The sequence below is a fragment of the Gordonia mangrovi genome (assembly GCF_024734075.1).
Classification (GTDB): domain Bacteria; phylum Actinomycetota; class Actinomycetes; order Mycobacteriales; family Mycobacteriaceae; genus Gordonia; species Gordonia mangrovi.
In genome coordinates this window covers 1,057,731-1,083,655 of record NZ_CP102850.1, presented here as the reverse complement: position 1 = coordinate 1,083,655, position 25,925 = coordinate 1,057,731, and the positions used below count along the sequence as shown (strand labels likewise).

Here is a 25,925-nt window from a genome sequence, read left to right as displayed (position 1 = left end):
TGGGTCCTTTCGTGGGTGGGGCCGGCCCGAGCGCCGGCTACCCGATCTACCGATCCCGCGTCGGTCGGGGGGTCGGTTCCCACATCGTCATGCCGAGAGGCGCGACCGGAATTTCATGCGTGATTGCCGTCGATACGCGCAGCGGTCACAAGTTCGGCCAGCAACGGCCGCAGTGGACCCGTGCGGGTAAGCGGCAGGGCGTTCAGTCGCGTGTCGACGTTGAGGGCGGGATAGTTATCCACCGCGTTCATCGCGGACACGTGGGCGAAATCGGCCTCGACGGCATTCTGGAGGGCAGTCGCCGCCCCGGCCATTCGGTGCCACGAATAGGCGATCTGCGTCGCTTCGATCTGGTTCGCGAGCACCGCGTCGTCGGAGCTCAGATAGGGTCCACCCACCGATTCGAAGTCGCGGATCTCGACGGTGATACCGTGCCGGCGGCCACGCGCAGGAAGTGTCGCGACGAAATGCCCACCGGCGAGTGTGAGGTCGCTCAATGACACCAGGGCACTTTCCTCGTCGAAGAGGCGCGCGACCAGGCGCTCCGCAGCGGGCGTGGAGGCGCCGATTCCGGGGAACGCGCGGACCCTGATACGCGTCAGATCGTCGTCCAGCGTCGCCTGTGCCGACTCGCGGTCGATGATGCGCGCGGGCACCGATCGTGGGTCGACGACGATGCGGACTGGCAGCGGCATCGACTGTGCTGCCCCCTTGGCTCTTGTCCTGGTCTGGCGCCGCCGCGGGTCGTCCGCGGACTCGGTGTCGGCGATGGTTGCCCGCGGAGCGATCAGTGCGTGCAGTTCGGCAGGTGGCTTCCCATACGGTGCGGCGGCGTAGACGCGGGCGAACTCGTCGAAGATCGGTCCCCATGTCGGGATCTTGTGTAGGAGCCCATGAAGCGTGTCGCGGGCCACCCCGTAGAAGAAGTCCGCCTGGGCTGTGTTGCCCACCAGTGAATGTGCGTATGCGAGGTCCGCGGGTAGGACATCGTCGAAGGAACCCAGCTCGTCGAAGGGCAGTTGGAACCACCGATCGATGCCGGTGACGACCGCAAGACGCGACCATTCCTCGGGAAGAGCCGGAATGCCAGTCGTCTCGATGGATCGAGCCAGCGCGGCACCCACATTCGTGGGACTCGGGGTGGGAACGAGGTCGACGCGAACCGGATGGTTGGGGCTCAGGAGATCGATAACGCAACTTCCGTGGTCAAACGTCACCAGTGAGTCGAGGAGGCTTCGGGGCCACGGGGCGGTGTAGTCGAGATCGTGTGCCATCACTGCGCCTCCGTGCTCTCCGGAACCAGGACGCGTAGCGATTCGCGCAGCGCCGCGACCGCCAATCGAGAAGCGGCAGAGGAAGGCTTGACGTCCTGCTGAGGTGAATCCTGCAAGAAGCTCAAGGCCTCGCGCGAAGCGGGAGTGTCCACTCCGTTCAGCAGCGTCGCCGCATGTGCGTACAGTGCGTCGATGGTGATCTGCTCGTCGAGTGAGTCGGCGAGCGCGCCGACGGACTGTGGGGTGACCGTGATTGTCCGGGTGTGCCGGGTCGGCTGCCGCTGCTCGGCTACCAGGATCTCGCGCAATAGGCCCGCGTAGCGCGCACCATGCGGAAACCCCAGCGTCGTAAGCTCATCGCGCAGCGATATGAGCCAGCTCCTCGCGCTTTCATCCGGCACCCTGGCATCGGGAACTGCCGGGCACGCGGGGAAATCGAGCATCAGGTGGAGTGAGCGTCTGCTGTCCGCGCGGTCGGACAATGCGTCAGGTGCGTGACGCAGGTAGTAGTCGGTGAACACGGCTGCGAATCGCTCGCGCGCTGATCGATGTTTGTCAGGCGTGGAGAAGCGGTTGTGCAGCGTGGAGGCAACGAACGGCTGGTCAGCAAACCCGCCGTCGACGAGGGATCGGCGGAAAGCTGCGGTGAACGCCGACTCGTCGGAATGGGAGTCCTGCTGGGAAACGCGAAGATAGTGCTCCCACATGGAGTCTCGAAATTGGGACCAGTTCTTGTCACCGCGGATCCCCTGGTCCACGGTTGACGGCAGTTGCATCTGGCGGTAGCGGGCGATGGACCGTCGGTCGTCACTCCTGTCGATGCGTTCGGTCCACTCCCTTACCTGATTCGCGACGACCGAGTTGTCGTCGCTGTCCAACAAGGCCATGAGGCACAGGGCTACCGCGGTTCGGTTCTTCTCGATTTCGCGGTGCTCGGTGGCTTTGGGATCGGTTCCGACCAAATCGCCGAAGTCGAGGACCACCTTGTCTTGGTCGTACATCCACGATGTGGTGAGGATCAGGGCGGTACGCAGATGTGATGCTGATCGGGCGACGGTTTGGCGCGTGTGGTGGCGGCCGTCGGCGTTGAGTGCATCGAGGTTCCCGACGATCTCGGCCATCCAGATCTTCACATGGGTGGTCGACGACCACGCACCGAGCTGATCTGCGCCGAAGCGATCGGCGAGTTCGCCTGCAGCACGCTTGATCTGCGTGACGGTCCGGGCGTCGAGCTCGGGATTCATGACTGGTCGTTCTCCCACGTGACGTGTTCGGCGATGAAACCCTCGTTTCCCAAGTGGCCGGCACGTTCGACGATGAGGTCGATGATGCTCGATCGACCGCGTTCTGCGGCAGAGCGCCCGACCGTGGACAGGCGGGGTCGACGCATGTATGCCGGGTCGAACACGTCGACGACGAAGTCGGATGTCGGCACCGCGGTGAGGCGGCGTCGTCCGGTGAAAACTCTCCGCGTCGAATCGAACTCGAGCGCAAAGACGTCGGGAACACTCGCCAGGTCGTCGGCCTGGTAGCTGCGGGCCATCAACTGCACGGCGGGATTGGCTTGTGCCGAGGCGTCGAGGTTCACGGTCAGCCACGGGGTGCCCTGCTCGTGGCGGACGGTCCAGTTGATGTTGCTGTGTCGAGCCAGCGCGGTTCGCGGCGGTAGTTGCGCCCAATCCGCCTCCGAGGACCCGGACCGGGTCGGGGTGATCCAGATACCGCTGGCGCCCTCCTTGGTTCGGACAAGCTCGGGCCAGGCGTACGCGCGCGCGGACCGTACCGCGGACGCAGCGAGGTCAGCGTCGAGAACCTGCCAGTCGGTGGCGTCCAAGATGTCGGCGGCGGTGCCGTCTTCGGTGTCGATACGGTCCAGGAGCGCCACGGATTCGGCATAGCCGGGCGAATCGGGGGCGACGATGTCAACGGTGGCGCGCAATGCTGTGGTGAGTATGCCGAGTCGCCGATGTGCAGTACTTCCCGCTGTGGACCGGAGGTCGTCGATCACGCGGACCAGAGTGCGCGAATGTGGTTGTAGCAGCTGCTGAATCGGTGCGAGATCGGCGAAGAGTGGCTCGGCCAGCCAGGCCAGAGCACCGATTTCGAGGTCGAGGAGTCCTACATCGATATTGGGAACCTCGTCGGCTCCGCTGGGCCACCAGCGATGCAACCAGTATCCGACACCGAGCCGTGCGACGATGCCGGACAACTCACCCTGACGGGCGGGCGCGACATCGGGTGCTCCGGCGTCACCGTCGTCAAAACGTGCGACAGCATCGGCGGCGTCAGTGCCGTAAACGAGGTCCAGCCACGTCTGGGCTCGGAGCGGGTCGTCGAGCAACACGGTGGGTACGGTAGTGGGATCGGTGACGTCGACGCAGACGGTGCCGCCGTCGGCGCGGATCGAAGCCAGATGAATAGGTGGTGGCGCGGGTCGGTCCGACGCGATGACGATCAGTCCTCCGTCGCGTCTGATACCGACGTCGCCCCACTCGTTGTTCTCATTCTGGTTCATGGGAGTCCATCCATGCGAAGACATCTCGCAGTTCGAGAGTGGTGTCGGCCAGGGACGTCCATGTCTCCCATTGCCAGAGCAGCTCCGGTGACGGTGGTCGCTGCTGTCGTGCTGTGCGCCAGAAGGTCTGCCAGGCGACGGCGTCGTCGACGGCCTCCTGCACGAGTTCGACGGATTCGGCGAGGTCGCGGTACGAGGATTCGGGCGCGGATGATGGACCCGATCCGGTCGTCGGGGCGTACACCCTGGCATCGATCCGGTTGGTGACGGTGCGGGCCGTCCCGGTGAGCAGGTCGTGTGCAGCGGCGGCATCGTAGTCGGCGATGCCCCGTACGTCATGACCATGGATGCGCTTCCAGAGCGTGGACATGTAGTACGAGCTGGGATCTTCGGCAGCGTCACCGACGTAGGGTGTTGTCGCGGAACCAGATGATTTCTCGCGCTGCTCCTTCCACTTGGCGAAGCACGTGCGCACTCGATTCGCCACCAGGGTGTCGGCAACCTCTTGGCCGGCAATCGCGGTGGGTTTCTCGTCGCGCGCACCGATCATCGGGACGACCGTGGCGCCCAGCGCCATGACACATCGTGCCGCGTGGCTATCGACCCCCAAGGGGCGGCACGAGCGGTCCACTTCGAGGTCGAGCAGGTCGCGTTCGGGTGGGAGTCGGGTGCGGGTGGATCGTTCACCACGCAGGACCGATGCCAGTCGGCGTTCGACGCTGGTGTCGAGCCATGGGGTTGCCGGTCCCGCGGATCGAACTGCCTGGGGTTCGTCGGCTATGAGAATTGGCGCGGGTGACGGCGGTGACGTGGATGCCAGGCCCAGTGCGGCTGTGCGCCATTCCCACAACGAGGCATCGATGGCACGGACTGCTTCCCATTTGGCAGTGCTCGACGTGCCCGGGCCGACGAGTTCGTCGGTGGTGGCGGTACCGTCGCGCAACGCGCGATGCTTGGTGTCGAGGGCTGTGTCGTCGAGGAACCCGATCGCCGTCGACTCATAGCGACGCATATCGCGGTCGAATGTGGTCGGCTTGGGCCGCGGCGCGGACTCTCGATCGCGCCGTCTGGTCAAATCCTCGACGACGATGGCGTCGGTGAGGTAGTTGCGTACGGTCGCGATGTTGCGTGCCGCTGTGGTCGCAGCGACTATTTCGCTGGCTGTCTCATGATCGAGGGGTGCGAGGTATCGCGATTCCTCCCACGCGAGTTTCAGTAGTGCCTCACGCTTGTCAGCGACACCCAATACCTGACCGCTGCTCGATGTTTCGAGTGTCGGGAGCATCTCGGCGAGACGGACCAACCGTTCAGTCTGGGCGCCAACGGCCTGTCGGATACGTTCGGCGTTCTCCTCCGCCGTCCGGCTTTGATCCAGCTTCTCGATGGTCTTGTCACCCCGAATATGCACGTAGCCACGAAGTTTGGCGGGCAGCATGAGGTCATCGGCGATGTCGGCGCCGAACGCGGTGGGGAACAGGCTACGAATCGTACGATTGCTCGGGAACCATCCGTCGCCGTCACGCTGTGAAAGCGCAGGATGGACGGCCTCGGGCAACGCCGTCCATGCCTCGCGCCAGACTGATCGGATTCGAGTCATTCCGGCGGCAGGAGGCCGCGGTTGACCAGCGACCAGTAGTACTTGCCGATTCCGGTGAGTTCCACGGTGTCGCCGTTGTGACAACAGTCCCAGAGATCTTGATCTGGCGTCGTCGTGGCGACCAATCCACCGTTGCGGAACAGCTTGATGGCATCGAGCTCGCACTGCGCGGGGCTACCGGAGAACGGCTCGTAGACGACGCCCTCGCCGGTTCGTGGTTTGGCGCCGGCGCATCCGGGCACATAGTCATGTTCTGCGGTGAGCTTCTTTGCATGACCTTCGTCGAAGATCTGCACGATCTTGACGAGCTGCTCGCGCCGAAGTGGTGCCTTGACGCGTCGGATGGGACGAGCCTTGTCGACATGTGCCTTGAATGTGGGTCGCTGGGTTGAATCGGTGAATCCCTGCGCCGCGTAGGCGTAGAGGTCGAGTGAGGTGATGTAGCCGAGGACGTCGGCGGCGCCACCCTCAAGACCGCCGATGAGCAGTTCGGTGAACGCCCCCACCGGTCTCTCTCCGGCCCGCTCGACTTCGAGAGCCGGCTCGTATTTGCGGGCCGCGGTCAGGATGGCGAGACCCTCCCGGATCACCGCACGGTCGGGACGGAAGGGATCGCTGCCCACTTCGGCCCAGTCGGGAATGTGGCCATCCTCGTTGCCGACGCCGCCTGAGAAACAACAGTCCAGGATGAGGGTGATGCTCTCGGCTTTGGATGTGTTGACCAAGACCATCAGGTCATTGAACGACATCGCGACGTTGTTGTACGCGACGAACTCTCCACCCCAGGGTTGCGCGCGGCCGTGTCCGGAGTAGTAAAAGAGCAGTTCGGTGTTGTCGTCGACATCGGCGCCCACCAGGAGTTCGGTGACAGCCGCCTGAATCTGGTGGTCCAGGACTCCGCGGCCGTTCTCTTCGATGAGGCTGGTGACCTGCCAGTTCTCGACGGGGCCGTCGTGCGTGTCGTCGTGGGCGAGGACCCTCGCCATCGCGCGCGCATCAGACGGCGCCGAAGGCAGGCGGCCGGAGTCGAACGCCCGCTCGATTCCGACTACAAGTGCGCGTCGTTTGGACGTCATGGTTGAAAGCTCCAACTGTGAATGGCGGGTAGGACGAGACTATCGGAGTCAACGCCCGCGGGATCGGATCTGGGTTCGGGTTTCGCGGAGTGGCACCAGACCGTCGGCCGTGGCCGCGATCGTTGTTCGAACCATTCGGTCGACCTCGAACTGTCCGTAGTCTCGCAGTCGTTCGGCCCCCCCCGCCGTTCGGTGCGTGCTTGGAACCGGCCGGGATGGCATTTGTGCGCGTCTGATCGGGTTGCTGCGGTGTCGTGCCCACGTCGCATCCGCGGCGGTGAGTACCCGGATCGGTTCGGTGAGGTCGCCGAGCAGCAGCCACCGGGCGACGTCCTCGACGCTGAACCGAGCTTTCGCCGCCGCGTGCAGCAGCGCTGCGAGCAGTCGTTCGCCCTGGGACTCGAAGAAGAGGCTGGTCTCGTAGTCGGATTCGTGTGATTCGGCGGTCGGCAGCGATTGCGCACGACGAAGGGCATTGTCCCAGCTGGCGCATCCGGTGAGGGGCGACCACGACGTGGCCCGCACCCGTGGATGCCGGGGTAGGTCGTCGGGGGTGATCGCGAAAACGCACGCAGGTCCGTCGTCGAGGCGCTGATCGATGGTGGCTTCGAATACGCCGGGTTTGCTCGATGCGACGATCACAGGACGACGATGGGTCAGGATCGTCGGTACCAACTTGCCCGAGGTTTTGCCGCTGCGTGCGGGTCCGAGCCCCAGTGCGTGGGACTCGTCGTCGACGACCACCGGCGTGCCCGAGTGCATGTCGTGGCTGACGACGATCACAGCGCCACCGCGGCGACCCGACCACGACCATCGGTATGACGTCGGCGACTGTGAGCAACAACGGCAACACACCCCGAGAGAATGAGTGTGCCGGGGTGGGGTCGGATCGCCCGGACGTGGCGGTAACCGCCGAACGAAGGGCCGTAGGCGTCGAGTTCGGTGCCGACGTGGAGTCGACGTGCCTGCGCCACAGGGAGTTCCTCGGTGCGCCCGGCGTCGGCGGTGATGAGCACCTGCCGTCCGGGTTTGGCGATGCCGGTTTGACGACCCGACTCGGCTCGCATCGTCGATGTCGCGGTGTGTGCGCCGAGGGGTCGGGCACCCGGGATCTTGCTCGCGATGAACGCGACGAGGACGACGACGATCCCGACTGGCAGAAGGAGGCACTGAAGCGAGGCCAGCATATTGGTGAGCGCCCTGGTGACGATCAGCGCGGCGAGGAACAGCAGCACGAGCGCAGCCAGCGTGGCCCGGATTCCACTTGCCACGGCCACCAACGGTGTTTCGGACTCGGAGATCACGCGCCCGCGCGTGGTCAATGTGCCTGTTGTGCATCGGGTTCACTGCGGGATCCGGGTCTGGGCGCTGGTTGATGATCCGTTCACACGTCGCCGCCAGTCGGGTCGGTCCGGGGTGTGATTGGTCATGGTTCTCCTCAGGTCTGGGGTGTATCCCAGGGTGGAGGAGGTTGCGCGGGTCAGGAATTCACGTGTGATTTGGTGGGACTGCAGTCGCGATTCGCCCTAGCCCCGGCGTAACAAGTGTGAATTTCTGCAATTCACACGACTTATCAAGTGCCCCCTCCTCGGTGGTTGGCTCGTCGGACGCCAACACAACCACCGAAAGGAACGGCACCCATGTCCACAACCGACGACCTCGACAGCGAGGCACAACTCGAACCACCGCAGCAGACGGTTCGTGCTGAGGCCCCCGACACCGGCACCCGGGAGGGTCGCGAGCTCACCCACGGTGAGGTCCGTATCCCCATCCAGGCGATCACCGCGATGGAGCACCAACAGCTCGATCGCTCAGCCGAGATCAGTAGTCGCATCGCGCGGCTCAAAGCAGCTGCGACTGCGTGCGCTGCGTGGCTGATGAAGCGCGGCCTCACCGAGACCGGCACCTGGATATCGGATCAGGCAGCCTACAAGCGGCACCATGAAGCAGCCGTCGACGAGAAGAACGGTGACGACGTGGCATTGGCCCGCCGTCCCCGCATCGCGCAGTGGATGTACGTCAGCCTCTTTGCGGTCCTGGTCGTCGCCGATTTCTGGTTCTTCTTCGCGCTGTGGAGCGACGTCGAGGATTCGCCCGGGCTCTTATCGGCCGAGTCGTTGCAGGCCTTCATCTACGCCCTCATCACTCCGGTCGTGCAGTTCACCGTCGCGCTCGCGTTCGGCCGCGTCGTAGCCGCATGGTTGCATACCGGAAAGGGTATGTCCGACAAGGATCGTCGACTCCTCATTGTCGTGGGCGGCATCGCGCTGGTGTCCGTGCTCGCCGTCGTCTTCGGCGTGATGCAGCGGATGACCGTCCTGCACGCGGCCGATGGTGGGGTGTCGCTGAATCCGGTCCTGTTCTACTCGCTGTTCCTGCTCCTGCCGCTCGGCCTGGGCATCGCGGAGGCGCTCAGGCACGACCACGATGTCGCGATCGACGACTACCGACGCACCGCCAAGGACGCAGCGGCCGCCCATGTCGACGAGACCGTGGACACCGGGACGGCGCTCTACGAGGAATGGGTGGGTGCGTACGAGTCGGTCACCGAGCTCCGGGACGAGACGCGCCTGCAACTGCAGGAGCCGTTGCGGGCGGCGGCTGACCTGATCTCGCAGGAACGTGCGCATCATGGCCACGACGGTTCGTATGCCAAGGTTCTGTGGAGCAGCCACGAGGGGCCGTACGTAGGCGAGAAGTGGGTCGATATTGAACTGCCCACCGGTGCCGTCGATCAGGTCATCGACGGCCCGATACCGCGGGTCAACCTCGACCGTGTCAATCGGCTCGATGCCGCGATGACTGAGCACAAGCCGCCGACAGCTGGTGAGTGGATGGCTGAGGTCAAGAAGGTCCTCGTCCGCGGCGGCGACACCACAGCCCACGACGTCGTAGCCAACGACGCCCAGGTGGCCGACGCCGAGGACGTCGTCGACGAAGCATGGGGTCGCGAGCTCGACGAGAAGATGGATGATGCTCTTGCCGAGAATGATCTGAAGTCGAGCGATCGATGAGCGCGGTGTTTCGTGCGCCGGTGGGTCTGGAGCGGCCCACCGGCGGGCGTGCCCCGTCCCCGCTTCGCAGCCCGTGGCCGCTGGCCGAACCGATCGGTTCCAAGAAGCCCTCGCGTAGGGAGCGCCATGCGGCGCGTCAGGTGCTCGGCCGCGTGACGTTGGCTCCCGGTACTCCGTTGCGGTTGTGGATCATCGGCGACGACTCGGGATCGATGATGTCGGTGGCGGGACCACGCGAAGCGGCAGTCCTCGAGCTGATGCGGTGGGCGCAACGCCACCTGGGACCCGAGGACGAGATCGGGGTGATCGCGTTTGGCGGCGACGTGTGCGTACGCATGGAGCCGGTGTCGGTGCGCGACAAGATGACACTCGACGAGCCCGAACTCACTTCGTACGCAACGATGCTCGGCCCCACCTGGCAACTGATCGCGGGATTCCCGCGGACCCACAAGCTGACTCTGGCCGTCTTGGTCTCCGACGGTTTGGTCGCCGACCTCACCGGTCCGGGCAGCCGCGTCAATGCGATGGCGGCCGGGATCAACGGAGTCACTCTGCTGATCCCGTCGGAATGTTCGTTCACCGGCGGAGTCCCCGGCAGCTGGTCGGCGGCCTTCCCCGACGATCCGGCCCGCGTCATCGACTCGTCGGCGCCCGCGTTGGCGACCGAGGTCGTCGCGTCCATCGCCGCTCTCACCGGGCGGGACGCACGCGGGATCGGTCTGAGCGGTGCAGTACCTGATTCGCAATCGAAGGAGAGAACGTGAAACGCACGTCCAAGATTGCCCTCGGCGCAGCCGGGGGTCTCGTGGTCGCCGGGGTGGTCGCCGTCGGCATCCACGAGTCCGGCAGTTCGTCGCCGGCGTCACCCGGGGCAGCCGGGACCTTCGCCGCAGATCCGGCAGTCGCCGAGGCGCTGGCCGCCGAACAATGCAGCTACATGACTAAGCCCGGCGACGAGAACGGCACCAATACCGTTGTGCTGGTCAGCCGTACCGGACTCATGGGTGGGGCATCTCTGCCGACCCAACTGCTCGACGCCCTGGGAGAAACCAGCGGCGGGCAGGATGCGCCGGTGGGTTCGCTGACTCTGATCACGGTAGGCGGGAAGAACGAACGACCGCGTGTGGTTCTCGATGGTGCCGCACTCACCGACCCCAAGGCGGGAGAGAAGCGGGCGGAGCGGCTGGCCGCCAAGCTGCCGGCCTGTGTGACCGCAGCCCTCGACGCCACTCCGGGAGCAACTGAACCCGGCAGCGACGAACTGTTGGCCCAACAGGTCGCGGCGCAAGCCGCGCAGGACCGAGTGGTAGTCGTCTCCGACGGCGAGGCCAACACCGGATTGCTGGATCTGCGCATCCAGAACTACGCGCACGGAGACCCGGCGGACGCCGTGGCCAGGGTGGCCGACGCCGGACAACTCCCGAAGTTCGACGGCATCAACGTCACCTACTTCGGGATCGGTCAGAACCGCACCGAAGCCGAACGCACCTGGCTGAGGAGCTTCTACACCGAGATGTGTATCGCCGCCGGTGGCAGCTGCACCGTCGCAAAGGATCTTGTCCCGGTCGACACCGAAGCGCGGAACGTTCCCGCGGACCCGCCGCTGGAAGCGGTCACCGCGATTGCAGCGGGACCCAAGACGGTCTATCGCGTGGACTCGGCCGCGTTCGCGGCCAACTCCACCGACCTTGTGGACGCCGACGCGGTCGTTGCAGCGCTCACGTCGATCGCCGAGACTGCGAAAAACAACCGGGTGCAGAAGATCACGGTCGGTGGGCATGCGTGCGACGACACCTCGCCGGTGTCCGAGCTGGTGCAGATCTCGCAGCAGCGGGCAGACAAGATCGCCGGGCTCCTGCAGCAACAGGGTGTCGCCGCAGCCATCACGGCAACCGGTTTCGGTGCAGAGCAGCCGGTTTCAGGACCGGAGTCCGATGGCACGTATACGTTCGCGCAATGCGCCGCCAACCGTCGCGTCGAGATCGTCCTCGGATGAGCGGCCAAATGAACATCGAGTGCGATGGTGGCCCGGAGCACGAGCGTATCGACGTGCGCATCGACGCACTGCGGCGTCACAGCACCGAGCGTGCCGCGGAACTGCGGGCCGAACTGCCGACAAGATTGGCGGGCCTGCTGATCGAGGCCCCGGACGCCACGGTCAGCACGTCGCTGATCGTCGACGACGAGGGCATCGTCGATGCGCGTGTCTCAGTCACCGGCCGGTGCGTCGACGAGGTCGCGCAGGCGACAGACGCATTGTTGCATGTTGTCGGTGAGACCGACAGTCGCCCAAAGCCACTCACCCAGCACGATGATGTGCTGGGCGAGTGGGCGATCGTCCCCGACGACACGACAAGCCGGCTCGGGTTCACCATCGACGCCGCCAAGTGGTCGTCGGCGCCGCAGTGGTCGCCAAGATCGGTGCTAGACGCCGCCGGTTTAGCAGCTGAACTCTCGGCGATGGCCCACACCGGTATCCGGGTGGAGGCTCGCACACTCGACGGCGATACAACCCGCTGCCGGGTGCGGCTCACCGCGCTTGGCTCCACCGAAACCCCGTCGATTCAGTTGCGTGCCCTGGTGCGTCGCAGGTTTTCCGGTCTCGTGATCTCGGCCAACGCCGACGATCCCAGGATGTGGCTGACGGTGGAATCCGATGAACTCGCCGGAGTGGTGGCGATTCCCGTGGGAGGACCCGATCCGACACCGGGCTTCTACACCGCGCCGGCGGCACCGATCGCGGTCGGCCCGACTCGACGGCACGGCACCGGAACCGCGATCCGGCTCGGGCACGCGGTCACCACCATCGGCCGGCAACTGCCGGTGGAACTGCCCGAGCCCGAACGCCGTCGGCACGTCCAGGTGGTGGGGCAGACCGGTACCGGGAAGAGCTCCACGATCGCAGCCCTGGTGCATGAGATCGCCGCGGCCGACGAGGGCTGCATCGTGCTCGATCCGCACGGGACTCTCATCGACCGGATCCTGGCAGAGCTGCCGTCGGATTCAGCTGAGCGTACCTGGGTGATCAGCTGTGGAGATGTGGACAACCCGGTACCGATTTCCACTCTGGCCGAGTCGGATCCGGTGCGGCGAGACATCGCTATCGCCGACACCTGCGCGATCTTCCAGGAAATCTTCGACAAGAAGGAGACCGGTATCGTCGGCCCCCGATTCCAGGAGCGGGTCGCGATGGCGATGCGGGCAGGTCGAGCTCTTTACGGGGATACTGCGTCGATTCTGGATGTGCCGATGATCCTGAGCGACGACCTGGTGATGACCGAAGCCGTGACGCGCACCGACGACGAACGCCTCACCGCATGGTTCGCCAACAACAAGTCAGCCCGCCGGTCTTCTGATCACGGAGAGCTGGTTTCCTGGGTCAACTCCAAGTTCGAGCCGTTCTCGAACACCGCGGCAGTACGGGGGATTCTCGGATCGGGTTATGACGCTCTCGATTTCGCCAGCCTGATGGACGAGGGACAGGTCATTCTCGTCGACCTGTCGAAGGCCGATCTCGGGGAATCGGCGACCCGGTTGCTCGGCTACCTATACCTGAACCGGGTGTGGGCGGGTGCGTTGACGCGCAAACGAACCGATCGCTCGTTCACTGTCGTTGTCGACGAGGCGCAGTCGCTGCTGGCTGGTTCGCTCTCTTCGATGCTGTCGGAAGGACGCAAATTCGGCCTGTCGGTAGTGATCGCCCATCAGTTCTTGGGCCAGCTCGACGAGGACTTACGGCCTGCAGTCGATGGCAACGTTGCGACAACGATTGCCTTCCGCAGTGCGGTGAGTGATGCGGCAGCATTGTCGGTGCGGTTCGGTGGGCTTGTCGACACGACGACACTTACGACCCTGCCCGACCTTTCGGCTGTGCTGATGCGCAACAGTGGGCCTGCCGCGGTACCGCACACCTTGATCGTCGATCACAACGAACGAGTTGCCCCGCGCACCGGTGGCGAGCGAACTTCGTTCGACGACGAGATCATCTGCCGCACACATCGAGAACTCGTCGACCCCTATCGCGACCGGACAGCCGCCGCAGTTCGCGGGGTATCCCACGTCGCACAGACCCGGCGAGAACTGAAGGCCCGCGACACGGGCGCCCGTCCCGGACCGGAGTCCAACTTTCTCGCCGACTGGGTGGCAAAGCGAGAAGCGACCACAAGTACCGAACCGACAAGCACCGAACCGACCGAACCAGCGGAGGCATCATGACTTCAACCAACAATCCCGACCCCGTGATGTACTGCGCCATCCGGATGTTCCTGCCGGGTCTCGCGGACGACGACGCGGCGGACCTCACGCAACGTGCTTTCGCGCAGGTCGAGAAGCGGGTCGGGAGCAGACTGGCGTCGGGTCTGAGCGACGCGCAGCTCGAGGAATTCGAGAAACTCATCGACGCGGGTCGCGACGACGAGTGTGCGCAGTGGCTCGAACGAGAAGTACCCGATTACCCCCGTGTGGTGGTCGAGGAGCGGACTGCGGTCATCGCCGAGGTTGTCCGGGTCGTATCCGTAGACCTGGCTGCGGTCCGCGGCAGCAGGTTGTTCGACGAGATCAAGCGGACCGATCTGCACGATCTGCGGGAACTGTTTGCCGACAATGACTCCGACAATGACTCCGACAACGACTCTGACGATCCTGCGCAGGGTGATGACGATGCTGTACTGGTGAGGGTTCAACCCGATGGTCCAGTGGCGGTGTGGACCGAAGCCGACGCCGGGCCACGCCGATTCATCGTACGCTGCGAGATCCAGATACCGATCGGCGACGAGGCAATGGCCGAGGCAGAGCAGTTCTGCAACCTCTGGAACTCCGGCTGCCCGATTGTGACGCTGCGGCTACGCCTCGAAGGGGAGCGCCCAGCTCTCGCTGCCGAGGGCGGAATTCCGTTTGGAGCAGGTATGAGTCAACCGCAACTTGCTTATCACGTCGACCTGGCGCATCGGGCGATCGCGGAGACAGTCAGCGAGCTTACGCAGATGGCAGCAGCGGTTTCCGCTACCGCGTAGCGTCGCCCTTCTCCGGTTTTCGTACGATCTGGTAGCCAAAGCAGGCGGCGATCGCTGGGTAGGTTTCCCGCACGATTCGGCGGTTGTAGTTGGCGGTGCGGCGGTTCTGTGCTGGACGCTGCGACGTCGCGCCGTCGACGTAGTCACCGCTGAGGTTGCTGAGCTCATCGAATGTCAGGACGTCTGCGCCGGATCCGCTGTAGGTCGCGCAGCGTTCGATCTTGCGCTCGACACGCAGCCGCCGCTTTCCCAGTGTTCCGTCGTCGAGAACCGGCCGCTGGTAGCGCGGCCTGCGGCGACGGCTGTCGTCGGGCCACCAACGCCTCCGCCAGTCGGCATGTTCGCGCGCGGCGATCCGTTCCACCATGGCATCCGGGAAGTTGGGGTCATCGGGGGCGCCGGGACCCTCAAAACGTCGCAGCTCCCAGCCCTCGTCGTCGAGGAAGGTCAGCATGTTCTTGACGGCGCTCTCGCTGGAGTACCAGTTGGAGATGCGTTTACGTGCATTGCGGCGACTCGTCTTGATCCTCGTGCCGGCACCTACGAGATTTCTGGGCTCGGCGGGGATCTCGCCCCACCACTCGGCCAACTCTTTGCGCGCTGCGGCTCGCTCCACAGTCTTGGTTTCGCTGGCCAACGGCTCGCCGGGTAGCCATCCCTTGATCGCCCGGTCTTCGGCGAACATGAACTCGTAGGTCTGATTGAAGAGTCTGGCCCACTGCAGGCGGATGTCGTCGGTGACCAGATGCGCGTCGAGTCCGATCTCGTCCGGATCGACGTATGCGATGGTGCTCTCATTCTGTATGCGGGCGATCGCGGAAAGCCATTGGCGGCCCGGTACGACCGATACCGTCGAGTCAAAGCTGGCCATCGCCGTAGTGATGAGTCTGCCGTCGCCGACCACTACCGTCAGCGACGGAGGTGCCGCCAGCGTTGATCGGTCCTCCAGCACCCGCGTCATGACTGCGGAACTGTCCGCGCCCACGTAGATGCGTACCACTATTATTGTGTCGTCCGCACGGCTGTTGTCCCTGGCGGCGTCATCCTCGGTCCGCAGTCGTATGTCGATGACTTCGTTGGTTGTCTGGGTGCGCAGATCTTCGTTACCCCACATGAACTTTCGGCTCCACGATTGGCGGAGCAACCACCGGCGCAGGGTGGCCGAAAGTGGCTCACCTGTGGTGCGGTCCGCCGGTGCGTGGTGGTCGACGTCGATGACATCGACGACCACGGCGTCGATCAGCGGTGCGGTGGCGGTGTCGTCGGGGTGTGCTTTGGACATGGCTGCCGACCCTGTTGCAATTGCGTCTATGAGGTGGCATACATGTTCGGCGACGTTCTCTGCTGGGCAGGTGACGTCTTGGTCGGGCAACGTGGTCAGTCGCTGTGGCCGCATCGCCTCGACGAGCTTCGCGTCTTTGACGACGGAGACCACCGAGAACCGTTCGGTGACGTGGGTGCGCCGGGCGGCAGTACCCACCACGGATTGAAGATCGAGATTTCTGGAATCCGAGTCGGTAGCAATGACGACATTTTCGGCGCGAGACAGGATGTGTCGCGCCACTCCGAAGTCCCCGCACTCGGCGAAGGACCGCATTTCCACCTTCGGCAGAAGGTGCCCGCACGCGCGGGCTGCCTCACCGTCGGGCTCCTCGGTGATCAAGAGCGCACGGATCTTGTGCTCGGCGCAGGAACGTACGATCGCGGCGGCCGAATGACCTGAACCGACGACCACCAAACGGGGTCGGCGGATCCAGGACCGAGTCCTGTGCCAGGCGCGGGCACTGAGTTTGATGACGACGCCACTGGCCGCGGCGATGGTCAGGGTGAATGCGAAGACCGAGGCCGCGGCGATGCGAACCGGGGGAACCGGGTCGAATTGGTCACCGATCAGCGGAATGTAGCCACCCGTGAACATTGCCATCGTCGAGTACACCTGTTGGATAAAGGACTTCTGGGCCGTTTCATACGTGGTGGCGACCGCCCAGAAACCAACAAGCGCCGCCGAGATGGCCCATACCGTCAGGATGGTCGGCACCAAGGTGGGTATCGCTGTGCGCGAGCGGTAGCTGATCTTGTTCGACACAGACCTCACGCGCTGGACGGTGACAGCCCCGGCGGCCTGTACAAGCGTGAGCAGCGTGATCCCGGCCGCATGAAACCAGCGACCTGCCCGGGTGGGTCGACTGGGAGGTCGGATCTCCTCGTAGGTCTTGCTGAACTGATCCGCCGGTACCGGCCAGTGTTCGCCGGAGGCACCTTCGACGACCCAATCACCTTCGTGAGCGCGTGCGGGTCCTTCGAGCGTGACAAGCGTCTCCGGTGCGCTCACCTGGCGGGCTCGGAACATCCCGACGCGTCGATATCTACCGGGTGCGACGAACTCGTAGGAGCGGGGGAATAGTTCTGCGGCGACTGAACGCTGGTTGCCGTCGGTGTCAGTGATCCGCCAGTCGCCGGCTCTGGCCTGCAGCGTGTCGCCGTTCTCGGTCTGCCAGGTCCATGGGGAGTCGAGACGTACGGCGTCGACCTCGCCACGTCTGTTGAACTGCTTCCACTCGCCATCGCTCATGCGCCAACTCTCGATGCCTCTGATTAGGAAACGACGGCTCAGGTTACGTCAAATCCCTGGTAGAGATCGAGCCGACGTCGCGGGCCAATGGCAGAATGCATGCGTGCCGAATCTAAAGCCGCCGTTTCCCGCGTACCGGGGTTCCGACGGCTACGCCTTTGTTTCCTATGCGCACGCCGACGCCGAACTCGTGTATCCAATCATCACACGACTGCACGACGAGGGATTTCGGATTTGGTATGACGAAGGCATCGAACCGGGTGAGGAGTGGGCGAAGCGTCTCGACTCTGCAATCCAGGGCTGCAGTGCCTTCGTATTGTTCGTGTCCGCGGTGTCGGTTGCGCGGCCGGGGGTGACCAACGAGGTTCACGTAGCGCATACGACCAATAGGCAATTTCTTCCGATCCTGCTGGAGGAGGCGGATCTGCCGCCTGGAATCAGGCTGGCGGGGGGTCCGATCCAGGGTGTGACGGCATTCCGTCAGCCGAGAGACAAGACCTACGCAGAGGTCCGGGCGGCGTTGGCGAAGTTCGGGGTAGTCGTCGATGAGCACTCGCGTACGGTGCAGGTATCCGAGCCTGCGGTCACTGACCACGGTCAGGGACTACTGGCGGGTCGACCCCGCCGGCGCGCCAGGAATCTCACGGCCGGCGAAGCGTTTGTCGACCGCGTCCCCGAGAGCGTGGCTCTCCGAAAGTCCTACGAACGTCAGTACCAGCGGCTGATCGGCGTGGAACCGTTGCAGAGCGACGTCTTTCCCAATGTCCTGGTCTTCTTCGGAGGTGGTGGACTGGGCAAGACCGGCCTGTCGAAACGGTTGGAGCGTTGGATGTCAGGTGGACTCTCCGACGCGAAAGAATGGGGCGTGTGGCCACACCAGACGGTTACGTCGGTGCGATGGGACTTTCACACTTCGACCGGCAACGTCGATTTGGTTCAGCTCCTACTGACGTTGCGTGCATCGTTGGTGCCGTGGGGTCGGTCCTGGGGTGCGTTCGACATCGCGTTGGGGCGCTACCTTGAAGCCGTCCGACCCGGTCAGCAGGACAATCTGGGTTTGACGGGTAATGCCGAAGACCAGGTGCTTCGCACATTCAAGGGCGTCGCTGCAGAACTCGGCCTGAGTCCGATAGCCACGCTCACGCCGGCGTCGGTACGTTACGTCTGCAACGAGCTGCAGATGGCGCATCATCGCGAGCACCGGCTCTGGTCTCGCGAGGGGCTGACGGATGTCTTGACCGGCGCAGAATCGATCACGCAGGGATCCCAGAATCCCGATGTCGTGGTGGACCTGCTCTACGTCTTGAGTGAGGAGATCGCCGCGATCGCGCCTGCCGAGCGCCCTGTACTTGTGTTCTTCTTGGACCCGTTCGAGAGGGTCCAGAACCAATTGGGCGAAAGCGTTTTGGCGGACCTCATCGCCGCATTGCCGTTGGCGCTTTTTGTTGTCACTGGGCGGAACAAGCTGCGATGGGCAGAGCCCGGCTACACCCGATTGACCGTCGCGGGCCCGGCGGCGTGGCCAGGACTGGTCGAAGGAGCCATCGACGATCCACGTCAGCATATTCTCGGTCGACTCAGCGACGACGATACGAGATTGTTCTATCGGTCGCGGCGTGACCGCTCGCGCTGGAACATGTCCGACCACGTGATCGAGGGACTCGTCCAACGCTCTGGGGGCCTGCCTCTCCATATAGAAGCCGTCCTGAAGCTGACAGAGAATCTTCAGAAAGCAAATCCCGGAATCGAATTCACCGGCGAGGCTCTCAGTGGCGAGCTCCCCGACGTGGTGACAAACCTTGTCGACACGCTGACTCGTGAAGAAGCGGATGCTTTCCGGGCTGCCTGCGTCCTCCCTGCATTCGACGTGGCGTTGGCTGCAGCGGTCGGAAAGGTGCACGGGCAGGAAGTTGAGCGGGCGATTAACGACGCCCTCATCGAGAAGGACGAGTCGAGCGTCTATCCGTACCGCGTCCACGACGAAATCCGTCGTCTGATCCGACTGGATCGCACGTCCCGCGGCGCGTGGAGTGAGCAGGAGTGGAAAGACGCTGCGCGGCGCGGAATGGACGAAGCGATTGCACGTGTCGAAGCCGGCCACGCGCAAAGCTCGGACGAGACTCAGTTGGCAGGACTCGCGCTCGCGATCAATCTGGGGTTCGAGTGGGATCAGTATCCTTCGGGGCTCGCGAAGTTGATCCATGACGGTCCGTCCATCGTCGGTCTCGCGCCATTGATTCCTCCGTTGTCGGAGGCGAAAACCGGCTCTGCCATTGGCGATCTGATTCAATTCGTCCACGCGATGACAGTGTCGTACATCGATGCGGGAGACGTGCTCAAGGCGATCAACTCGCCTCATCCTGAGGTGGACAGGTATGCGCGCCTGTGGAGTGCATACCGCTTGCGGGCGGTAGCGAGGTTCGACGAGGCGCTCGCGGAGCTGCGAGAGCTAGTCCAGCGATATCCGGACAAGGCCAGAACCGCTCAGAATCAGATCGGGGTGACCCTTCGAACGTCACGGCGATTCGTCGACGCTCTCGATCACATTCGCAGCGTAAGGCCCGACAGGATCGAGGACTACGAGAGGTCGATCAATCGGCTACACGGTATTCCCGATTTGGACGCTGCGGGAACTGCGAGGAAATTGAGCGAGACCACCTCGCGCCGCTACCAATCTGAGCTCGAGGTCACTGACCTGGTTCGTCGTTCGCGTTTCGAGGGCGGCGTAGACCCTCGAGAAGTCGACATCGCGATGGAGCGAGCGCTCGACCGCGGGCAGCGGTCTGACTACCGCAATTGCCTGCTACTCAAGGGGTATGACGCTCTTGCCGATAACCAGCGATACGCCGATGCGTTGGCCCGGCTGGAGGAGCACATGGCATCGTACGGTTCAACGGCGCCGTCGGGTGTTCATTTGCGCTGTCTCCGAGCGCTGTTGACAGGTGATCCGGAGGACGCCCGCGCAGGGTATGAGACGCTAGTCGCACGGCTGCGCCCGCGAGGGACGGCCTGGATTCCGGCTGAGGTATGGCTCGAAGAACTGGGTTATGAGATTCCCCCGGTGGACTCGCAATGGCTCATCCCGTACGACCAGGTGCGGGCCAACTGGTTGGTTGTGGCCGACCGGATCATCGAACGGGCCAAAGGCAACGTCGGATGAACACCAACGCCGAACGAGCTTCAGGAGTCTTCGGCCTGTTCTGTGTGACGGGCGACGAACGCCTTGAGTCGCTGCTGCCACCTGGGAGACCGGCTCTCGGTTTGGCAACGTTCGGCAAGGGCGAGTGCCTCGGCGACGAGTCCATCGTCCAAGATCTGGCGCTCGTATAGTTCGAGTTGATCGGTGATCCTGCTACGTAGCCCAACATCGGACAGATCGAGGCTTTCGAGGGCGACGAACGCTTGGGCGATATCCATTTCGAAGAGGCTCTGTATGAGACGTCGACCGAGGCCGACGTCGGTGGATCGATTGGCGATCTCGACCGCGTTGCGGAGGAACTCGGGGTCAGGTGGCCGAGTGGTGTACAGGTCCACGAGGCGGTCGAATGCCAAGCGTTGGACTCCTTGCTCGGCTGAGCCGAGGAGATCGGTGGCCAATTCTTCTGTTGCAGCGGATAGTTCGGCCAGCGCGGAAATCGCGCTCTTTCGAGAGGTCTTGTCGGCCAGATCATCACCGGCCAGATCGACCGCCCACTGAATTTGTTGCGCAGACAGTGCGGATGGGTCGGAAGACATCTTCAGAAGAAACGCGCGCCGGCTCTGCTGCTCGATGAGCCCCAGTCCCAGCTGTAGGAGCCGGCCCAGTTGGCGGCGTAGCTGTTCACGGAAACCGGACTCGGGGAACTGGATGATGGTTCCCCGATACTCGCGCTCAACCATGCTGAGCGTCGTGACCAGGTTGCTGTCGTCGGCGTCGGCGAGGGGAGCGGTGCCCGTCGCCTGGACGAGAGTTAGATATCGGGCGTAGGTGCGGTCGAGGCAGAGGATGAGGAACGGTTTCCCGCTGGAGACGACCTCCACGAACTCTGTCTGCCAGGTGATCGTGCCGAGTTGTTCCACGATCACGAACACACAGAGGTCAGCTGACCCGACCGTGGCCCGCGAATTGTCCTCCCAGGTGGCGGTGGAGGAGTTCACGTACAGGATTTCTCCCGAGAGATAGTGAAGGGGACTACCTCCGATTTCTTCGACGACGACACGGAAATCGTCTCGGACCAGCTGGGTGTCGCGAGCACCGCAGAGCATGACGTCAAGCACCGGCTTTGACTCCTCTGTGACAACCGCCGTGGCTATAGCAGTTGCTTGAGCTTGAGGGAGAGGCCGACTCCCTTGGCGTGGCGTACTATGCGACCGGCCTGGCGATCACCCCGGTAATGTCCGCTACGGTCTTCGTAGTGGGTGAACTTGTGATCGTGATCCAATTCGAGAATGTCGTCTTCGGTCATTGCGCGGACGGTGCAGTCTGACTCTCGTTTGGTGACGCCGGAGTTGAATAGGGTGAAATCGCCCCACTGCCATACTTTCAGGAGTTCTCCGTTGGTGGCCAGCACCCAACTGTTTGTTTCCTCGTACTCGTATGCCTTGTGCCGCTTGCACTTTCCCTGTGTTATGAAGTGGCGCGTCGAAAACAGAACCCAATGGCTGCCGACTACTTCAATAGATCTTTCATGCGTTTCGTGGGCTGTATATGTCTCCTTCTTGAGGCCAAGAAAGCCTACTGACCGGATCTTGACTACAGGAACATAGACCTGTGTGCACTTGGTCAGTGGTTCAGCCGGTGCGGTGGTCGTCTCCCGCGCCACCCGGCGGGCGTAAGCCCGAATACGCCTAGTGTCCAGTGTGCTCGCGGCGTACTTACCTGGCACGTTGCTGGTCATCGAAATTGCTCCGTTCACAGACGTTGTCGGTTCTCCACTGGAGGGTATGTCGATGATTGACCACACGCTAGGCAGCGAGGTGGTTGATGGTCGGATTCACCCGTTTGGGGCACAAAGTTGCTGCACAGATCTGATCTGTCGGTTGTAGACTTCAGACCACGCGCACGGGACACCTTCGTCCCGCCAGAGATGAACAGGAAGGCTGGACATGGCTTGTGCTTGTCAGAAGGAAGGCAAATCGCTCTGTCAGTGGTGTGCGGAAGCAATCCGCCACAATATTTCGAACCACAGCTGCAGTTCGTTCGGTACCTGTGACTGAACGAATCGTGCGGCGATAGAGTCCCTGGCGTGAGCGTTTTCGATAGCTACTGGGATCGTGCTGTAGAGAATCAGAAACTCTTCGATGATGGCTTTGCCCGATCGGTTTCGGGTTTGCGTCGCGAAATCGCAGCGATCCAGGATCTGGCCCGTGACGTGGCTCACGAGCTCACCCGCACTGGTGTGAAGCCGAACGCAACGGTCTGTGATCTGGGGTTTCGACTCGCAACGCGACGGGGTCGATCCCGCTCCATTTACATCGAGCCTTCCGGTGTCCCGCAACGCGCTTGGCTCGTCCAGATGCGCGCAGGCCCGTATCTCAGGCTTGCCGTCGACGGGTCAATTTGGGAGCAACGTCAGGTGCGCTGCCCGATTGAACAGGGTGTAACCTACAGCTTTCTTTGTCCTGGAATGGAATCCATTATCGTGCGGAACACCTTCGGTCTGGCAGTGCCTGAACGAATGGACTTCTCCTCGGCAGTCACTTCAGCCTCTGTAGCAGATTATTCTGGCACATCGCGAAGGGGCGGCCGGCTGAAATTGCGGTTTATGGGTGACGCCAGGCCAGACGCCTGGGGGTGTGGTCACCAACACCCCATCCAGAACTCCTCGCAGCATGTGCACTGCGCTCCCGCCCCGAATGCGGAGTGGCAATTCAACGACGAAGACGAGTTTCGTTGGGGTGACCGAGGTCTTGTAGAAGTGGGGACGTCCAAGAGTACTGAACAAATCGAACCGCACTCTGTGACCGGTGCCCTCCGCAGTCTCTTGTCCGGCAGAAGCTGAGTCGCGCCCATGGCCACACACTACTTGACAGGGGTCCGCTGATGGGGCGAGGAGGCGACGACGACGTTGTGCGCCAGATGATCACCAGCGCGCGTGATGCCCTCATCGACGCAGAGGCGCACTTCGCCGAGGCTGCAAGATTCTTGACGATGAAAGGGGTCGCTACCGACATCGAGGTGGCGCACCTGTCCATGACCCGGAAACGAGGGCTTCTAGGCAGGAATTCGCCAGTGATAGAGGTCAGCGCGTCACAGGTAACGCCGGCTTGGTACTTCAATCTGTTCCTGGTCGCCGACACACGCTTGGGCGTCGACGGATCGGTCTGGTTTCGGCAAGGTCTGTCCCGGAAACCTACGAATGCCGCGGTCGAGTTCCGGTCTCCGCCAGGTACGTCGTACATAACAGAAAATGGCAAGAACGCATGGAGCTTCTATGAGCCATACGACTTTCGACGCGCTATAAAATTGTTGTCTGAGAAAGAGAGTCTCACCGAGACTGTACGCCGCACCTCAGATGGACTTCACATCGACCTCGAGTTCCCGGGCGCAGCGATCGAAACTCGCAGTGGCAGAACACTAATTGAGTATCGGGGACCTTCGCTACAGTTCGTCAATCAGACTCGAGGCGCCCTCGCGCGCTGCGTGCCCAGCATGGAATCACTCTACCTGACCGGTCGCTACGACAGCCGGTCCGACTGGGCATCGCTCGCTGACCTGACTGGACATGCAGTCGGACGAATGGCGCAGCGCCGGTGAATCATTCACGGCGTTCCTGGCTTACGGGATCGGAAAGGAAGTTAATCACCCCATCCGAGAGGAATTGCACCATGATCCGGTCAACCGTCGTTTCTATGCAAGCCATTTATACCTGTCGCGGATGCGGCACCTAAATTGCCTACCCTGGCCGGTTCACCAAATACTCGGTGTACCTCAAGCTCGATCAGCCCGATATCTGCCTGCCAGTGGTAGCGCCAGTATCCAAATTGCATGTATGAATAGGAGTGTTTGTGATCGATGCAACGCAGTATCAGCAGCTAACGAGAGCAGTCTTTGCCAACGCGTCGGTCGGCGCTGGTGAGTTGACGCCGATGATCCAGTACACCAGCAGCGGGGTTCTGGCGATCGCAGGAGAATCTGTCGGGAGGATCGGCTTCGGAATAGCTTCGGAAATCAGTCCTACGGCAGCACTTCTCGAGATCTTGGACGAGACGAATAAGCTGATGGACTTCGGGCATTACTGGCTTGCTGCGGGCGCGGACAACGAGAATTGGAGTCTCGTCTGCGGCTTCAAGATTCCCTATGCAACAGCGACTGCCGAGCACGTTGTCGAACTCGCATCCGGTATCGCAAATGGTGGAAGCGATGCGATCGCCAACGTTGTCCGTCAGAAGATTGCGTCAACGCCGCATCGCCCGTATTGGCTGGACGACACGGATCCCGGTGCGCAGGCGTTGGTGGCAGGTCCCCGATAGCCGGTCCAGTCGGTTCTAGAGCCAGTTCCTACTTGCAGTTGATCAGTCGATCTCGCAGCCCACGGGGTGATGCCGGTGGGTGCAGCCAGCAGCGTACTCGGCCGGAGTGCGGTAGCCCAGTGCCGAGTGGCGGTGTCGGTGGTTGTGGTCGTCTTTGAAGTCGCCGATGACCACGCGGGCCTCGAGCAGGGTGGGCCAGCAGTTGCGGTTCAAACACTCGTCGCGGAGTCGGTTGTTGAACGACTCGATGAACCCGTTGTTCCACGGCGTGCCGGGCGGAATGTAGGAGATGCCCACCGACCCTGCGCAGAACGCTTGGAGGGCCTCTGAGATGAACTCAGGGCCGTTATCCATGCGCAGCACCATGGGTGGGCCACCCCAGATCGCGAACGTCTTCTCCAACTCCTCGATCAACCGGTCGGCGGTGATCGAGCGGTCCACGATGTTGAGCAACGACAGGCGGGTGTGCTCATCAACCATCGACGCGATCTTGATCTTGTGCCCGTCGACGGTGGAATCGAACTGAAAGTCCAATGCCCACACCACCTTCGGTGCGTCCGCAGCCACGATCGGCACCGACGATTGACCGGCCCGTTTGCGGCGCGGCGCGCGGCGCACCTGCAGTCCTTCTTCCTTCCACAGCCGGTGCACCTTCTTCTTGTTCACGGTGTCGCCTTCGTCGAACCGCAGCCAGGCCCAGGCTCGCCGGAACCCGTGGCGCGGGTTCTGACGGGCGTAGGTGCGTAGCTGCTCGCGAAGTCCGGCATCCGGGTCGGCCGGAGTCTGCGCTTGCGGTAGTTGGCGGTAGGCTGAGCGGGCAAGCCCAACCACCTTGCACGCCTTGCGTTCTGACATGTTCATCACGTCTTTGAGCATGTCGATCGCGGCGCGTTTGGCGGTCGGGCTCAGAATTTTCCCTTCGCGATCTCCCGCAGCGCGTCCTTCTCCAACTCGGCATCGGCCAGCAGCCGCTTGAGCCGGCCGTTCTGCTCACGCAGCTCCTTGAGCTCCTTCGCGGCATCAGCGTCCATACCGCCGTACTGGCGGCGCCAGTTGTACAAGGTGGCTGCCGACACCTCCAGGTCAGCGGCGATCTCCTCACCGGTCTTGCCCTGCGCAGCCAACTCGTCGGCCCGTCGCAGTTTGCGCACAATGTCCTCAGCCGAGTGACGCTTGCGTCCTGCCATGATCCCCATCGTCCCTTCTCTGCCCTCACCAGGGCAATCAGGACTCTAAAACAGACCGGACCGGATCACGGGGAACACGCCGTTGGTCCTCACCAGTCATCTCGGCTAGCAATGAGGCAGGGCTGCCTGGACTCGATCCGCCGATGCGTGTGTGATCGGTCAGCGGGGGCAGGGGAAATCGACACGCGGCTCCCGGCTCCAGGCCTCAATCGTGGTATCAACGGGT

General features: G+C 63.2%; 20 protein-coding genes. 9 read left to right on the top strand and 11 right to left on the bottom strand.

Going from position 1 to position 25,925, the window contains the following annotated elements; genetic code table 11:
• Positions 1–113: 113 nt before the first annotated feature.
• From NWF22_RS04985 to NWF22_RS04955, 7 genes are all read right to left on the bottom strand, one after another.
• Positions 114–1,274 (bottom strand): hypothetical protein, encoded by a 1,161-nt coding sequence (locus NWF22_RS04985; RefSeq protein WP_160900359.1) that lies wholly within the window; start codon positions 1,272–1,274, stop codon positions 114–116.
• Positions 1,274–2,395 carry a hypothetical protein gene (locus tag NWF22_RS04980; RefSeq protein WP_160900360.1) on the bottom strand — a complete coding sequence of 374 codons (1,122 nt, stop codon included), beginning with the start codon at positions 2,393–2,395 and terminating at the stop codon, positions 1,274–1,276. Before NWF22_RS04980 ends, NWF22_RS04985 begins: the two co-directional genes overlap by 1 nt.
• 119 nt (positions 2,396–2,514) lie before the next feature.
• Positions 2,515–3,789, bottom strand: a complete 1,275-nt coding sequence (locus NWF22_RS04975; RefSeq protein ID WP_160900361.1) for a hypothetical protein — start codon at positions 3,787–3,789, stop codon at positions 2,515–2,517.
• Positions 3,776–5,344, bottom strand: a complete 1,569-nt coding sequence (locus NWF22_RS04970; RefSeq protein WP_160900362.1) for a hypothetical protein — start codon at positions 5,342–5,344, stop codon at positions 3,776–3,778. Before NWF22_RS04970 ends, NWF22_RS04975 begins: the two co-directional genes overlap by 14 nt.
• A 38-nt stretch (positions 5,345–5,382) precedes the next feature.
• Positions 5,383–6,462 carry a caspase family protein gene (locus NWF22_RS04965; protein WP_160900363.1) on the bottom strand — a complete coding sequence of 360 codons (1,080 nt, stop codon included), beginning with the start codon at positions 6,460–6,462 and terminating at the stop codon, positions 5,383–5,385.
• A gap of 48 nt (positions 6,463–6,510) precedes the next feature.
• Entirely contained in the window at positions 6,511–7,245 is a 735-nt protein-coding gene (locus NWF22_RS04960) for a type IV secretory system conjugative DNA transfer family protein (RefSeq protein ID WP_160900364.1), read from the bottom strand.
• Entirely contained in the window at positions 7,242–7,733 is a 492-nt protein-coding gene (locus NWF22_RS04955; protein ID WP_160900365.1) for a hypothetical protein, read from the bottom strand. The genes NWF22_RS04960 and NWF22_RS04955 overlap by 4 nt, the downstream gene beginning before the upstream one ends.
• 369 nt (positions 7,734–8,102) lie before the next feature.
• On the opposite strand from NWF22_RS04955, the gene NWF22_RS04950 reads away from it, so the two are divergent.
• The 5 genes from NWF22_RS04950 to NWF22_RS04930 are packed head-to-tail and all read left to right on the top strand — an operon-like array spanning position 8,103 to position 14,488.
• Positions 8,103–9,476 carry a hypothetical protein gene (locus NWF22_RS04950; protein ID WP_160900366.1) on the top strand — a complete coding sequence of 458 codons (1,374 nt, stop codon included), beginning with the start codon at positions 8,103–8,105 and terminating at the stop codon, positions 9,474–9,476.
• Positions 9,473–10,240, top strand: coding sequence for a vWA domain-containing protein (locus NWF22_RS04945; protein WP_160900367.1), 768 nt, complete (start codon positions 9,473–9,475; stop codon positions 10,238–10,240). The genes NWF22_RS04950 and NWF22_RS04945 overlap by 4 nt, the downstream gene beginning before the upstream one ends.
• Positions 10,237–11,472, top strand: coding sequence for an OmpA family protein (locus NWF22_RS04940; protein ID WP_160900368.1), 1,236 nt, complete (start codon positions 10,237–10,239; stop codon positions 11,470–11,472). The genes NWF22_RS04945 and NWF22_RS04940 overlap by 4 nt, the downstream gene beginning before the upstream one ends.
• Positions 11,469–13,691 carry a type IV secretory system conjugative DNA transfer family protein gene (locus NWF22_RS04935; RefSeq protein WP_160900369.1) on the top strand — a complete coding sequence of 741 codons (2,223 nt, stop codon included), beginning with the start codon at positions 11,469–11,471 and terminating at the stop codon, positions 13,689–13,691. The genes NWF22_RS04940 and NWF22_RS04935 overlap by 4 nt, the downstream gene beginning before the upstream one ends.
• A complete protein-coding gene (locus tag NWF22_RS04930; RefSeq protein WP_160900370.1) occupies positions 13,688–14,488 on the top strand; it encodes a DUF5663 domain-containing protein in 801 nt (266 codons plus the stop codon). Before NWF22_RS04935 ends, NWF22_RS04930 begins: the two co-directional genes overlap by 4 nt.
• Here the strand turns inward: NWF22_RS04930 and NWF22_RS04925 are convergent.
• Positions 14,478–17,060 carry a hypothetical protein gene (locus tag NWF22_RS04925; protein WP_160900371.1) on the bottom strand — a complete coding sequence of 861 codons (2,583 nt, stop codon included), beginning with the start codon at positions 17,058–17,060 and terminating at the stop codon, positions 14,478–14,480. The two genes, NWF22_RS04930 and NWF22_RS04925, sit on opposite strands and share 11 nt — an antisense overlap.
• A 103-nt stretch (positions 17,061–17,163) precedes the next feature.
• Between NWF22_RS04925 and NWF22_RS04920 the strand changes: the two genes are divergently transcribed.
• Positions 17,164–20,220 carry a toll/interleukin-1 receptor domain-containing protein gene (locus tag NWF22_RS04920; protein ID WP_160900372.1) on the top strand — a complete coding sequence of 1,019 codons (3,057 nt, stop codon included), beginning with the start codon at positions 17,164–17,166 and terminating at the stop codon, positions 20,218–20,220.
• Positions 20,221–20,240: 20 nt separating this feature from the next.
• On the opposite strand, the gene NWF22_RS04915 is transcribed toward NWF22_RS04920, so the two are convergent.
• A complete protein-coding gene (locus tag NWF22_RS04915) occupies positions 20,241–21,119 on the bottom strand; it encodes a hypothetical protein (protein WP_160900373.1) in 879 nt (292 codons plus the stop codon).
• 230 nt (positions 21,120–21,349) lie between these two features.
• Complete coding sequence (locus tag NWF22_RS04910) at positions 21,350–21,937, bottom strand: hypothetical protein (protein WP_160900374.1); 588 nt, start codon at positions 21,935–21,937, stop codon at positions 21,350–21,352.
• A gap of 348 nt (positions 21,938–22,285) precedes the next feature.
• Here NWF22_RS04910 and NWF22_RS04905 point away from each other — a divergent pair, with 348 nt between their 5' ends.
• The 3 genes from NWF22_RS04905 to NWF22_RS04895 all read left to right on the top strand — a co-directional run bounded on the left by NWF22_RS04905 (position 22,286) and on the right by NWF22_RS04895 (position 24,512).
• Complete coding sequence (locus tag NWF22_RS04905; protein ID WP_160900375.1) at positions 22,286–23,041, top strand: hypothetical protein; 756 nt, start codon at positions 22,286–22,288, stop codon at positions 23,039–23,041.
• A 77-nt stretch (positions 23,042–23,118) separates the two neighbouring features.
• A complete protein-coding gene (locus NWF22_RS04900) occupies positions 23,119–23,796 on the top strand; it encodes a hypothetical protein (RefSeq protein WP_160900376.1) in 678 nt (225 codons plus the stop codon).
• Between the two features lie 251 nt (positions 23,797–24,047).
• Complete coding sequence (locus NWF22_RS04895) at positions 24,048–24,512, top strand: hypothetical protein (protein ID WP_160900377.1); 465 nt, start codon at positions 24,048–24,050, stop codon at positions 24,510–24,512.
• A gap of 42 nt (positions 24,513–24,554) precedes the next feature.
• On the opposite strand, the gene NWF22_RS04890 is transcribed toward NWF22_RS04895, so the two are convergent.
• Positions 24,555–25,699, bottom strand: a protein-coding gene (locus tag NWF22_RS04890) for an IS3 family transposase (protein WP_160900378.1) whose coding sequence is annotated in 2 segments (ribosomal slippage) — positions 24,555–25,432 and positions 25,432–25,699 — 1,146 coding nt in all. Because the reading frame shifts where the segments join, the coding sequence is not laid out codon by codon here.
• Positions 25,700–25,925: the final 226 nt, after the last annotated feature.